The 12,866-nt window shown below is 61.4% G+C and carries 14 protein-coding genes; 9 read left to right on the forward strand and 5 right to left on the reverse strand.

What is annotated here, in order from left to right; translation table 11 throughout:
• Positions 1 to 68 precede the first annotated feature (68 nt).
• From HCU66_RS09895 to HCU66_RS09905, 3 genes are all read right to left on the reverse strand, one after another.
• Positions 69 to 956: a universal stress protein gene (locus tag HCU66_RS09895; protein ID WP_205888307.1), complete on the reverse strand. Its 888-nt coding sequence runs from the start codon at positions 954 to 956 to the stop codon at positions 69 to 71.
• Between the two features lie 76 nt (positions 957 to 1,032).
• Positions 1,033 to 1,845, reverse strand: coding sequence for an alpha/beta fold hydrolase (locus HCU66_RS09900; protein ID WP_205888308.1), 813 nt, complete (start codon positions 1,843 to 1,845; stop codon positions 1,033 to 1,035).
• Between the two features lie 127 nt (positions 1,846 to 1,972).
• Positions 1,973 to 2,866, reverse strand: coding sequence for a LysR family transcriptional regulator (locus tag HCU66_RS09905; RefSeq protein WP_205888309.1), 894 nt, complete (start codon positions 2,864 to 2,866; stop codon positions 1,973 to 1,975).
• A 105-nt stretch (positions 2,867 to 2,971) separates the two neighbouring features.
• On the opposite strand from HCU66_RS09905, the gene HCU66_RS09910 reads away from it, so the two are divergent.
• The 5 genes from HCU66_RS09910 to HCU66_RS09930 all read left to right on the forward strand — a co-directional run bounded on the left by HCU66_RS09910 (position 2,972) and on the right by HCU66_RS09930 (position 7,567).
• Positions 2,972 to 3,640 (forward strand): RraA family protein, encoded by a 669-nt coding sequence (locus HCU66_RS09910; protein WP_205888310.1) that lies wholly within the window; start codon positions 2,972 to 2,974, stop codon positions 3,638 to 3,640.
• On the forward strand, positions 3,637 to 4,299 hold the full coding sequence (locus tag HCU66_RS09915) for an RraA family protein (RefSeq protein WP_205888311.1): 663 nt from the start codon (positions 3,637 to 3,639) through the stop codon (positions 4,297 to 4,299). The genes HCU66_RS09910 and HCU66_RS09915 overlap by 4 nt, the downstream gene beginning before the upstream one ends.
• Positions 4,299 to 4,937: an RraA family protein gene (locus tag HCU66_RS09920; RefSeq protein WP_205888312.1), complete on the forward strand. Its 639-nt coding sequence runs from the start codon at positions 4,299 to 4,301 to the stop codon at positions 4,935 to 4,937. The genes HCU66_RS09915 and HCU66_RS09920 overlap by 1 nt, the downstream gene beginning before the upstream one ends.
• Positions 4,934 to 6,148 carry a pyridoxal phosphate-dependent aminotransferase gene (locus HCU66_RS09925; protein WP_205888313.1) on the forward strand — a complete coding sequence of 405 codons (1,215 nt, stop codon included), beginning with the start codon at positions 4,934 to 4,936 and terminating at the stop codon, positions 6,146 to 6,148. The genes HCU66_RS09920 and HCU66_RS09925 overlap by 4 nt, the downstream gene beginning before the upstream one ends.
• Before the next feature lie 195 nt (positions 6,149 to 6,343).
• Positions 6,344 to 7,567 (forward strand): DUF3422 domain-containing protein, encoded by a 1,224-nt coding sequence (locus HCU66_RS09930; RefSeq protein ID WP_205888314.1) that lies wholly within the window; start codon positions 6,344 to 6,346, stop codon positions 7,565 to 7,567.
• A 15-nt stretch (positions 7,568 to 7,582) separates the two neighbouring features.
• On the opposite strand, the gene cobF is transcribed toward HCU66_RS09930, so the two are convergent.
• Positions 7,583 to 8,338, reverse strand: coding sequence for a precorrin-6A synthase (deacetylating) (gene cobF / locus HCU66_RS09935; RefSeq protein ID WP_205888315.1), 756 nt, complete (start codon positions 8,336 to 8,338; stop codon positions 7,583 to 7,585).
• Positions 8,338 to 8,910 (reverse strand): histidine phosphatase family protein, encoded by a 573-nt coding sequence (locus tag HCU66_RS09940; RefSeq protein WP_205888316.1) that lies wholly within the window; start codon positions 8,908 to 8,910, stop codon positions 8,338 to 8,340. Before HCU66_RS09940 ends, cobF begins: the two co-directional genes overlap by 1 nt.
• 347 nt (positions 8,911 to 9,257) lie before the next feature.
• On the opposite strand from HCU66_RS09940, the gene HCU66_RS09945 reads away from it, so the two are divergent.
• Genes HCU66_RS09945 through HCU66_RS09960 form a run of 4 tightly spaced genes read left to right on the forward strand, consistent with a single transcriptional unit; the run spans position 9,258 to position 12,823 of the window.
• On the forward strand, positions 9,258 to 10,112 hold the full coding sequence (locus HCU66_RS09945; protein WP_205888317.1) for a MurR/RpiR family transcriptional regulator: 855 nt from the start codon (positions 9,258 to 9,260) through the stop codon (positions 10,110 to 10,112).
• Positions 10,113 to 10,114: 2 nt separating this feature from the next.
• Complete coding sequence (locus HCU66_RS09950) at positions 10,115 to 10,759, forward strand: cysteine hydrolase family protein (protein WP_205888318.1); 645 nt, start codon at positions 10,115 to 10,117, stop codon at positions 10,757 to 10,759.
• Entirely contained in the window at positions 10,756 to 12,087 is a 1,332-nt protein-coding gene (locus tag HCU66_RS09955) for a type I glutamate--ammonia ligase (RefSeq protein ID WP_205888319.1), read from the forward strand. Before HCU66_RS09950 ends, HCU66_RS09955 begins: the two co-directional genes overlap by 4 nt.
• The gene (locus tag HCU66_RS09960) at positions 12,071 to 12,823 is read left to right on the forward strand and encodes an N-formylglutamate amidohydrolase (protein WP_205888320.1); all 753 of its coding nucleotides are present in this window, start codon (positions 12,071 to 12,073) and stop codon (positions 12,821 to 12,823) included. Before HCU66_RS09955 ends, HCU66_RS09960 begins: the two co-directional genes overlap by 17 nt.
• Positions 12,824 to 12,866: the final 43 nt, after the last annotated feature.

Raw genomic sequence — 12,866 nt, forward strand, 5'->3', positions numbered from 1 at the left:
TTTGAAAACCTCCCTGGGGCGGGAGCCCCAAAAAACGGGCGAGCCCATTTCGTCAAGGATGCTCGCAACTACACCGCCAGAATGCTGCAAGGCACCTGATACAGAATATGCTCGGTCGTGCTGCCCAGCAGCCTCTCCAGACCACTGTATTGAGCTCTGCCCATCACGATCACATCCATTTGATGCTCGTAGGCAAACTCGCTCAGCACCGAAACCGGTTGCCCCATGACGAAATGCCGACAGTCAGGGGGCACACCGAACCGACCAGCCAGCTTGAGAAAAGACGTCTCCAGGTCGCTGCGCAATTCCTGGGTCAGCTCCGCGAGCATCAGACCGCCATCCATATCCGCCAGAAAAGCTGCCGAAATGTCACAGGCGTGCAGTAGATGCAACTCGGCATTGCATTGCAGTGCAAGGCTCGACGCCTGCAGGATGATCCGATCATTGAGCTCGCTGTTCGAAGGCTCGGTATCAGCAACGTCAACCGCGGCCACCACCTTCTGCGGCAAGGCATGGCTTTGAGCCCCCACCAGATAAACCGGCACCGGACAATGGCGCAACAAACGCCAGTCCAGCGGCGTAAAGAACGCGCGCTTGAGCATTGGCTCATGCTCGACTTGCTTGATCAGCAGATCGGGCTGCATTTGCGTGACGTGTTCAAGGATGTCCCGGCGCATGTTGTCGGCCCAGGCGACTTCGGTAGTCACCTCGACCCCTCTGCCCTGTATCTTTTGCGCCTGCTCCTCGAGCCAGTCGCGGTGTTCCTGCAGGTAACTCGCCCGCGCCTGTTTCCGGTCGCCTTCTTCAAGCAACGACAGAATGTTCAACGAAGGGATCAGCGCAGCAATATGCAAGCTCGCCCCGCTGGCCTTGGCCACGGCAGCGGCATGGTTCATCGCAGGAGAATGGCGCAGGAGCGGATTGATGATCAGTAATAACCGTTGATACTGGCTCATGAGCTGACTCCTCGGCATTGAAAGTGCCACTTGAAAAAGAATAGTTCACAACGGTGCCGTGCATCTCCCATCGGGCTCATTGGCGTGGGCTGTCAGCCTGGAAATCGGCGATCTGTTGCCACATCGCGATCGGGTTGGAATACATGGGGAAATGCCCGCACTGCGCAATCGGCGCCAACCGCACGCCTTCAGCCTGAATGTGCGGCAAATAGGACAGTGAGGCATTTTGCTCGCCGTACATGAACATGCGCGGGCATGGCAGGCCAAGAAACTTGCCCATCAGGTCGGCATTGTCGGAAAGATCGACCATTGACTCGAAAATCCCGCGCACCGCGCCCGCGCGCACCTTGTGCCGCAAGCTGGCGGCATAGAGCGCGCTGGCGTACGCCGGGGCGTGCCGGGCCCGTTCGATGAAGGCGGCGAAAAACTCCTCGGGATCGTCCGCCGGGTAATCGACGATCTGTCGGCTCAGGAAACAGTCCTCCGGGGCGATATTGCCCTCGATGTCGACGAAACTGAGCACCCGGTCCGGGTAGTGATGCGCCAGCATCAGCGCGGTCAGTCCGCCCATGGAATGGCCGACCAGATGGAAGCGCTCGATACCAAAATGCTCCAGCACCTTTAACGCGGCCTTCAGCAGTAAGGGAATGGAAATCCGCGACAGGTCGCTGCACTGGCTTTCCCCGCAACCCGGTGCGTCATAGGCGACGAAGGGATGACCGGTGAAGGCGGCTTGCTGCGCGATGTCGGCGTAGTCTTCCTTGGTCGAGCCAAACCCATGCAGGAACACAATTGGCGCCAGGGCACCGTCGCGATGAAGGGTGGCGATGTTCAGATCGATACCCTCCACGATCAGAGGAATGTGCGCTTGAGTAAAGGGTTTGGACACAGGATAGACTCCTTGAACGAAAAGATGGCCGTCGGGCCGGAGTTGCCGCCGGCAGGGCCGACAATTTCAAGGGGATCGGGCCTTGTGTAAATTCCTCATTCGGGAACACGGTCATAGGTCAAACCTATCAAACGCCATCGCGTAGCCGGGCGACCACCTCCTCCACCAGCGGATTAGGCCGATCGGCATTCCAGGCCACCGCGGTGGTCACCACATTGAGTGGCTGGCTCAACGGTCGCAACACCACATTGTCGGGGGCCAGTTTTTTCAGCGAGGCCGGCACCAGGGCGATGCCTTGGCCACAACTGACGAAAGCGATTTGCGAGGCGACGGAGCGCACTTCATGCAGCACCCGCGGGGAAAAACCGCTGGCGCGGCAGGTCGCGATCAGGTTGTCGAAATACACCGGGCTGACCTTTCGGGAAAACATCACCAAGGGCTCGGTGGCCAGGCTCGACAGGCTGATGCGCTTGCGCGAAGCCAATGGATGATCGCTGGCCAGGGCCACGACCAGACGATCCTCGGTCAGCGGCAGCGACTTGATCGCAGGCCCCAGGTCGCCGTCCAGGCGGGCGAAGGCCAGGTCGATGTCCCCGGCTTCCAGCGCAGGTACGGCTTCGACGCTGTCGATCTCGCGCACGGACACGGTGAGGTGCGGGTATTCGATCTTCAGTTGCTCGATCAACCCCGGCAACACATCGAACATCGCCGTGGAAATCGCGCCGATGGTTAACATCCCCGACTGACCCGCCACTGCCTCTTCCACCGCCAGTTCCAAGCGCTCCAGTTGCTCGGCGAATTTACGCACGGCCGGCAGGATCGCCGCGCCCACAGGGGTCAGCTTTGCGCCGCGTCGCGAGCGCTCGAACAGCGTGACCTTGAGTGCCTGTTCCAACACCTGAATCTGTTCGCTCAGCGGTGGCTGGGACATCCCCAGGCGCTTGGCGGCGCGGCCGAAATTCTGTTCTTCGGCTACGGCCAGGAACAACCAGAGGTGACGAATCAGACGGAAATTGATCATGGCTAATCCATAGGTTTAACGTATCTAACGCTTCTGTTATTCGTAATATACCTATCAAACCGTCTCGCCGACACTGGGCGCCTCCGACACCCCAGGGGCTCTCCCATGATCGATAAAAATTTGCTGGATCGCTTGGCGGCGCTGGACACCAATACGGTTTCCGACGCACTCGACTTCCTCGGCCTACCGGGTGCCACGGTAGGGCTACGCCCGCTGTGGAACTGCCCGAAGATCGTCGGCCGCGCCAGCACCGTGTTGCTGGCGCCCAAATCCGACACCGTACCGACCGTGCACCTGATCACACCGGTGGTTGAACAGATCGACAGCGACGATCGTGTGCTGGTGATCGCTGGCGGTAGCGAAGGTATCTCTTGCTGGGGCGACATCCTCGCCAATGCCGCGGCCGGCAAGCACGTGCGTGGCACGGTGATCGACGGATTCAGTCGCGACATCGACGGCAGTGAAGCCATCGGTTATCCGGTTTACGGGCGTGGCGTCACCATGATCAGCGCACGCAATCGGGTGGTGCAGATCGATGCGGCGGTGACGATCAAGGTGGCCGGTGTCGACGTCAGCGAGGACGACTATGTCATCGCCGATGCCTGCGGCACCGTGTTCGTGCCCCAGGCTTGCATCGAGAAAGTGATCGACCTCGGCGAGCGCATCGCCCGCCGCCAGGACGGCATGGTCGAGGCGGTACGCAGCGGTCGCTCGGTGGCCGAAGTGATGCATGACACCCAGTTCGAAGCGATCCACGTGGAGCACGCCCGATGAATCTTGAAGATCAAACCCTGGTCGCCTTGTTCGAAGGCCTGGACACCCCCGGCGTCTCCGATGCCCTGGACAAACTCGGCCTGCCCGGGCAATGCCTCGATGTGGCGCCGCTGGACAATTACCGCAAGGTCGTCGTCGGCCCAGCGTTCACCGTGCAGTACGTCTCGGCCAGTGTGCCGCCGGGCACGGTGGGCGATTTCATTGAAGACGTGGCACCCGGCGATGTCGTGGTGATTGACAACGGCGGCCGCACCGACTGCACGGTCTGGGGCGACATCATGACCCAGTACGCCGGCACCCGGCAGATCGCCGCCACGGTCATCGACGGTGTTTGTCGTGACGTGAACAAGGCACTGGGCGATGGCTACCCGATCTTCAGCAAGGGCCGCTTCATGCGCACCGGCAAAGACCGGGTGCAGGTGCAGTCGGTCAACCAGCCGGTGTCGATCGGTACGACGCGGGTCTGCGCCCGTGACATCGTGGTCGCCGACGCCAACGGCGTGGTGATCGTGCCGCGCGCCCGTGCCGCTGAAGTGGCGGCGTGTGCCCGTCAGATCGAATCGGTCGAAGCCGACATTCGCGCCCTGATCAGCCAAGGCAAAACCCTTAAAGAAGCCCGGGCCGCCCTGGGTTACCACAACCTGCAGAGGAAAGCCTGATGAGCACGCTCCCCTTTCCCCCGGATTTTCGCGCACGGGCCAAAGTGCTGGGCAGTTCGACGCTGTATGAAGCGTCCCATCTGCCCTGCGCGGTCGACAGTGCGATCCGCCCGATCTGGGACGGCGCCTTCATCGCGGCCCCCGCCTACCCGCTGGAATGTTCGCCGGGCGACAACCTCGCTCTGCACCTGGCCATGGAGCGCGTGCCCCGTGGCAGCGTGCTGGTCGTGGGCACGGGTGGTTTCATCGCCGGTTACTGGGGTGAGGTGCTGACCGTGGCGGCCGAAGCGGCTGGGGTGGTCGGGCTGGTGATCGATGGTGGCGTACGCGATATCGCGGCGTTGAAGAAACGCCAGTTCCCGGTGTTTGCCCGTGGTGTTTCGGTCAAAGGCACGGTCAAGGCCAGCGCGCCTTCGGTGGGGCAACCGTTCAATTTCAACGGTGCCTTCGTGGCGCCGGGCGATCTGGTGGTGGCCGACGATGACGGCGTGATCATCATTCCCAAGGCCGATGTGGCACGTACCCTGGCCGAAGGCGAGGCGCGCGCGAACAAGGAAACACAGATGATGCAGGCGCTGACCGAAGGCCGCTCGACCCTGGAACTGATGAACCTGACCGACTGGAGAACCCGGGCATGAGCACCGACATTCAGCGCCTGAACCAACGCCTGGTCAGCGCACAGCCCTCAGCGACTTACCGGATTATCGACCGGGTGGCGGAACGCCGGGCACAAGGGGCGAAGATCATTTCACTGTGTGCCGGCGAACCCGATTTCGATACCCCCGGGCATGTGCGTGAAGCCGCCATTCACGCCATCGAGCATGGCCACACCCGCTACACCCAGGTCGCCGGCGTGCGCTCGCTGCGTGAAGCCGTGGCGGCCAAGTTCCGTCGCGAAAACGGTCTGGACGTGAGCTGGCAAGACACGTTGGTGTGCAACGGTGGCAAACAGGTGATCTACAACGCCCTGGCCGCCACCCTCAACGAGGGTGACCAGGTCATCGTGCCGGCGCCGTACTGGGTCAGTTACCCGGAGATGGTGCAACTGTGCGGCGGTCAAGCGCGGATCGTCACCTGCGATGCCGGTACGGGATTCAAGCTGACGCCCACCGCGCTGGCCGCCGCGATCACCCCGCAGACGCGCTGGTTGATCCTCAATTCGCCGTCCAATCCGACCGGTGCGGTGTATAGCGAGCCGGAACTCCGTGCCCTGGCCGCTGTACTGCTGAATCATCCCCACGTACTGATTCTGGCCGATGACATCTATGAACACCTGATCTTCGACGATCAGGTGTTCTATACCCTGGCCCAGGTGGAGCCACGGCTGGCATCGCGCACCCTGACCATGAACGGTGTTTCCAAGGCCTACGCCATGACCGGCTGGCGCATCGGTTTTGCCACCGGGCCGCGCTGGTTGCTGGAGGCCATGGAAAAACTGCAAGGCCAGCAGACTTCCGGTGCGAGTTCTGTCTCGCAGCAAGCCGCGCTCGCCGCGCTGGAAGGGCCGAAGGATTTCATCCGCCAAAGCCGTGCCGCTTTTCAGGGCCGTCGCGATTTGATGGTGGAGCTGCTCAACGACACTCCGGGGTTGGAATGCGTCAGCCCGGCGGGGGCATTCTATGCGTTCGCCTCCTGTGCCGGGCTGATCGGCCGCACCTCGCCCGCCGGTCGAACGCTGCACACCGACGAAGATGTCGCCCACGCACTGCTCGATGAAGCGGATGTGGCGGTGGTGCATGGCAGTGCGTTTGGTCTCGGACCCTACATTCGTATTGCGTATGCGCTGGACGACGGGTCACTGCGTCAGGCCTGTAAAGCCATCCGCGCGTTCTGTACAGCGGTGCGTTAAGGAGTACGTAAAAAAACTGTAGGAGCGGGCTCGCCCGCGAAGGCGGCGGCACAGTCAACATCGATGTCGCCTGAAACACCGCCTTCGCGAGCAAGCTCGCTCCTGCATTATTGGTCGATCACCAGGTTTTGTTTGTGACCCGGGAATTCATCGTCCAGTCCCAAGAACAAACAACTCCAACATGGCCTCGATAGCATGCACCCGCAAAGACTGCCCCTGCACAACGAGCTGCACGCGCGCCCGTCCCTGTATTTCGACGAGCCCGCCCAGGTGTTTCATCTGGCGTTTCTGGCCAATGACGGGCAATGCGACACGCTGCTCAGTCGCTGCTGCCCCGGCCCTGTCGACCCGCAAGCCGCCCAGGGCATCACCGAGCTGCAAGGCCATGCCTTGAAGTGGGAGCGGCACGCCGAGTTCCTGACGCTGACGCTGGTGGTGCCCTCTTCCAGTCACGAACCTTTCTGGAGCCAGCCACCCAAAGCCTTGATGGACCGGGTCGAACCCTTCATGCAGCACGTGATCAACGCGGTGCAGATTGTGGTTCGCAACGACACATCCTTTGCCGGCGACCTGTCTGTTTATGGATTCAAAGACCCTTGCGGCTCTTGCATAGGCGGGGGCGATGCGACGGTCTGGAGCGATTTTCGCCTGAGCGCGGACGGCACTAACCGTTTCCTGTTCGTCAATAAACGCCTGAATGCCTATCGCCAGGGACGGATGATCCGCCGCCTGCTGGAAATCGAAACCTACCGCATGATGGCTTCGCTTTCGCTCACGACGGCGAAAGCCTTGAGCGCTCAGCTCAACGTTTTCGACAAGACATTGGTAAACCTTTCGGAGCGTAATGCTGGCCCCGATACCGGCAATGCCAAAGAGCTGCTGACCGACATCGCCAGCCTGTCGGCGCAAGTGGTCAGCAGCACCGCGAAAACCCGACACCGCTTCAGCGCCACCCAAGCGTATGCCCAGCTGGTTTTCGAGCGTCTGGGCGAACTCAGGGAAACTCACGTCGGTGATTGTCAGCGGCTGGGTATCTTCATCGAAAGACGCTTCAAACCCACCGTCAGGTACTGTGACGTCACCGAACAACGCCTGGAGCAACTGGCCAAAAGCGTGGCCAACCTCGGGGATCTGTTGCAGGCGCGGGTACAGGTCGAAATGGAAGAGCAAAACTCGGAAATTCTGAAAAGCCTGAACGCTCGCGCCGATACCCAAATCAAAATCCAGCGCGCGGTCGAAGGCTTGTCGATTATCGCCATCACCTATTACTTGCTGAGCCTGTTCAAGCTGTTCTACTCGGGTCTGCACACCCTGGGCGCGGACATTTCCGCGCGGGACGCCATGCTGGCCATGACCCCGCTCGCGCTGTGCATCCTGCTGTTCATTTTGATCAGAATCAGGAAAGCCAAAGAGCACTGATCCCCGCGCCGGCGTTCAAGGCTTGCGCAACAGGTAGGTGTCCATGATCCACCCGTTCGCCAGCCGCGCCGCCTTTCGCACCCGCTCGATCTCATCCGCGACATCCTTGAGCTGGCCGCTGATCAGGATTTCATCCGGTGTTCCCAGGTAAGCCCCCCAGTAAATCTCCGTTTCCTGATCGGCCACGCAATGGTAGGCATCCTGCGCATCCAGCATCACCACCAGGCTGTCGGCATCGCTCACCTGCCCCGCCGCCAACCGTCGGCCGGTGGTTATTTCAATCGAGCGGCCGATGCGATTGAGCGGCACCTTATGTTGCGCCGCCAACGCCTGCACGCTGGTGATCCCGGGGATCACCTCGAACTCGAACACACAACGACCTGACGCCAGAATCGCCTGCAGGATCCGAATGGTGCTGTCGTACAACGCCGGATCGCCCCACACCAGAAAACCGGCGCACTGGTCGTCGGTCATTTCCTCGTTGATCAACCGCTCGAACGTCTGCTGCTTGGCGCGGTTCAGTTCCTCGACGCTGGCGTTGTAGTCCACATCGCCGCGCTCACGCTCCGGGCTGTGGGCTTCGACGAAGCGGTAGTCGCGATCGGTGATGTAGCGCTCGCAGATCTCGCGGCGCAGGTCGATCAGTTTGTCTTTGCTCTGGCCCTTGTCCATGAGAAAAAACACGTCGACCCGGTTCAGTGCCTTCACCGCCTGCATCGTGATGTAGTCGGGGTTGCCGGCGCCGACACCGATGACCAGAAGTTTTTTCATCAACGCATCCCCTCAAGATCAGCGTTCATCAAGCGTAGCCGCCAGCGACCGTTGAATCGCAACTCGACGGCCGACAACGGTTCGACATCGATCTGGTTGAATGCCGCGCCCTGCAACACCTGCATCAGTGCGGCGCGAATGACGAAAGGATGGGTGACGGCAACGATATGCCCCGGCGTCGCCTCAAGGGTACTCAACCACGCAGCCACCCGCTCAGCGAGTTGTGCCACCGACTCTCCACCGTGGGGCGCCGACGTCGGGTCACTGAGCCAGGCCTGGAGCGTCTCGGGTTCGGATCTTTGCAGATCGTCGATCGACATGCCTTTCCAGCGTCCGAAATCGCAATCCCTCAATGCCGCGACAATGTCCACATTCTCGCCATACAGCTCAGCCGTTTGCCGGGTCCGCAGCTCCGGGCCGCAGAGCAACCGTCGCGCTCGCTTGAACTGACTGCAGCGCGACCCCTTCGCCGATTGCCAATCCATTTCCAATGGCTCATCTGTAGGAAAACGCGCCAATTTCTGTGCGACGGTTCGAGCGTGGCAAATCAGGGTCAAGCGGGTCGCCTGCACGGAAGAAATCTCTATCAATGGGATGGAAAACGGCACGCTGCCATGAACAACTGGCTCATTGTGCCGCAAGAAACGCACTCTGAACGCATCTCGTAGCAGCCTCGCGAGCTGGCAGCTGGTACGGCCTCTGATTCACCCCGGGAAATGGCGATATCTCACATCGCTATGGGCGATGTCCTACAAGCCCCATCGACATCTACGTAGCCCAATGAACACGAGGGTTTCGCTCTGTTTTGGTGCTTTGAAAATCCATGCGAAAAATCGCTAGACATGTAGCGCACGTTACACAAATACTATTTTAGCGATTTATGAAATGAAACCGACACACCCATCCAGCAGGAGCCCGGATGCCCCCTCTCAGAGACCTGCTCACCGATCCCGGCCTGGACTTCACGCCGTCGGATCGCAAAGTCATACGTGCCTTGCTGGACCAGTACCCGCGTAACGGACTGGGGCCGATGTCACGTTTGGCCGAACATGCCGGTGTCAGCGATCCGACCATCGTGCGGCTGGTAAAGAAGCTTGGTTTCAGCGGTTACGCCGATTTTCAAGAAGCCTTGCTCAGTGACATGGACCACCGCTTGCGCTCCCCCAGCAGCCTGTTGCAACCCCGCGCCCAACTCAAGAAAGATGACCCGTGGAGCCACTATCTGGCGGACAGCCATCGGGCACTGGTAGAAACCCAGGCGCTGACCCAACCCGAAGATGTACGAATTCTGGTCGAATGGCTGCTCGACACCCGCCACCAGGTCCACTGCTTTGGCGGGCGCTTCAGCAGTTTCCTCGCCAACTATTTGCTCAATCACCTGCGCCTGTTGCGGCCCGGCTGTTTCGCCCTGGAAGACAACGCGCAATTGCCGGACCGGTTGTTCGACGTGCAGCGCCAGGACGTGGTGCTGGTGTTCGACTATCGCCGCTACCAGTCTCAGGCCTTGCGGGTCGCCCATGCCGCGAAGAGCCGACATGCGCGGGTCGTGCTGTTCACCGACATCTATGCATCACCGCTACGGGAAGTGGCCGACCTGATCATCAGCGCACCGGTGGAATCGGCGTCGGCTTTCGACTCGATGGTGCCGGCGCTGGCCCAGGTTGAAGCGCTGATTGCCTGCCTGACCCTGCGCAGCCCCGATCTGGCCGATCGCCTGGAAGGCATCGACGCCCTGCGGACCGACTTCGACACTCACCTGCTGGAGGAAAAATAAGGATGTTCACGCTCCCCCACCCTTCGCCCCGGGACTTGCCGTTTGCCGCCGGCCATACCGCGCTGTTGCTGGTAGACATGCAACGTGCCTGGCTCGAGCCGCAGTTCGACCCACACCTCAACGGGCCGGACGCCGAATACTTCCTGACCCGCACCCACATGCAGGTGGTGCCTAATCAACGCAGGCTGCTCAGCGCCTTTCGTGGCGCACGGCAAAACGTATTACACACGCTTATCGAAAGCCTCACCGCCGATGGTCGCGATCGCTCGCTGGACCACAAGCTCTCGGACATGCACTTGCCCAAGGGCTGCCCGCAAGCGCGGATCATCGATGACCTGACGCCGGTCGAAAATGAAATCGTGCTGCCCAAGACCTCTTCCGGGGTGTTCAACTCCACCAACATCGACTACGTGCTGCGCAACCTTGAAACCCGGCACCTGATCATCGCCGGCATCGTCACCGATCAGTGCGTCGACATGGCCGTGCGCGACGCCGCCGACCGTGGCTATCTGGTGACGCTGGTCGAAGACGCCTGCGCCACTTACACCGAACAACGGCATCACGCCTGCCTGAATGCCATCAAGGGTTACTGCTGGATCACCGACACCCAGACCGTGCTCGGCCGGTTGCAGGAGATGCAGCCATGAGCGAACGCCTGTCGCCGCTGCCCATGACCACCATCGTCACCACCGACCTGATCGGCGTGACGCGCGGTCGCTCCTTTCCTACCGACGAACTCGACGCCTATCGAGTGGCAGGCTGCGGCTGGGTGCCGGCCAACAGCGCCCTGACCCCGCAAGACATCATCGCCTCCAGCAATCCATGGGGTGCTTATGGGGACTTGCGGCTGATTCCCGACTTGAGCAGCCGCGTGACCGTCAACAATGGCCCGGATGCCAATGCCCCCGCGCTGGACTTCATTCACGGCGATATCCGCGAAACCGATGGCCGTTCCTGGAGCGCCTGCCCGCGCACGCTGTTGTGCACCGAAGTGGAGCGCTATCGCGATGAGCTGGGCTTGCAGATCAACGCGGCGTTCGAACATGAGTTCAATCTCGACAGCGGCACGGCCGCGCATCTGGCCTTCTCCCTGCAAGCCCAGCGCCAGGGCGCCGAGTTCGGCGGCTGGCTGCTCAGCGCATTGCGTGCCGGCGGTGTGGAGCCGGAGATGTTCCTGCCCGAATACGGCAAGCACCAATATGAAATCACCTGCCGTCCGGCCCTCGGTGTCGCTGCCGCCGACCGCGCAGTAAACGTGCGTGAGATCACCCGTGAGATCGCCCGGCAAATGGGCCTGGACCTGAGCTTCGCGCCCAAGACGTCCGCGCAAGCGGTGTGCAATGGCGTGCATTTGCATGTAAGCCTGCAGGACCTGGCCGGCCAGCCGGTGATGTATGACGCCGGCGCCACCGACGGGCTGTCGACCCTCGGCCAGCATTGGGCCGCCGGCGTTCTGCATTACTTGCCTGCGCTCTGCGCCTTTACCGCGCCGACGCCGGTGTCCTACGAACGCTTGCAGCCCCATCACTGGAGCGCTTCCTACGCCTGCCTCGGCCAACGCAACCGCGAAGCGGCGCTGCGGATTTGCCCAACGGTGAGCCTGGGCGGCAAAGCCGTGGCGGCGCAGTACAACCTGGAATTTCGCGCCCTGGACGCCACCGCCTCGCCACACTTGGCCATGGCCGTGTTGCTGATCGCCGGGCGCCTGGGCATCGAGCAGCGCCTGGCGCTGAACGCGATCACCGATCAAGTCCCTGATTCCCTGAACGAAGAACAACGCCAGGTCCGCGGCATCGTCGCCCTGCCCGCTTCGCTGTCCCAGGCCCTGGACTGCCTGCGTCACAGCGAGGCGCTGATCGAAGCCCTGCCGAACGCGTTGCTGGACACTTACTTCGCCCTGAAAACCGAGGAACTGAAGCTGACGGAACAGCTCTCGCCCGCCGACCTCTGTGAGCACTATGCACGCCTGTACTGAGTCCGCCGAACGGGGGCTCTACACCCTGCCTGCGTACACCCTGAGCCGCGAAGCTTCCGAACACCCGCTGATTCTGGTGTGTGAACACGCCAGTCGTTTTATCCCGGCCGGGTTGAATGACCTGGGCCTGAGCGACGAGGCCGCCCGCGAACACATCGCCTGGGACATCGGCGCCCTGGCGCTGGCCGAGGGTTTAGCCCAAGCGCTGGGCGCTACCCTGTTGGCGGCCAATTATTCGCGGCTGTTGATCGACCTCAACCGTCCGCGCCATGCGCCGGACAGCATTCCGTTGCAGAGCGAGATTTATCAGGTGCCGGGCAATCGCGATCTGGACGAGGCCACCCGTGATTACCGCCGGCACTGCCTGTTCAAACCGTTTCATGCACGCCTGCAAACCTTGATCGACGCCCGTGTGGAGCAAAATAAACCGGTTCGAGTGGTGGGGATTCACAGTTTCACGCCGATATATTACGGCCAGCGACGAACGCTGGACGTCGGCGTGCTGTATGGGCAGGCCTGGGAGTACGCCCAGCGAGTGATCGACGGGCTGAGCCGATATCCCTTGAAAATCGCCGGTAATCAACCGTACAAAGTCGATCCGCTGGGTGACATGACCGTGCCGGTTCACGGCGACGCACGAGGACTGGACTCAGTGCTGATCGAGGTACGCAACGATTTGCTGCGCACGCCCGAGGACGTCGGTCGCTGGACCGACTATCTGGCGCCGTTGCTGTAGAGACCGCTTCAAACCCGCAGCGTGCAGCTGCTTTCATATCAAG

It is taken from the genome of Pseudomonas frederiksbergensis, from assembly GCF_017114915.1.
Lineage (GTDB): Bacteria > Pseudomonadota > Gammaproteobacteria > Pseudomonadales > Pseudomonadaceae > Aquipseudomonas > Aquipseudomonas frederiksbergensis_I.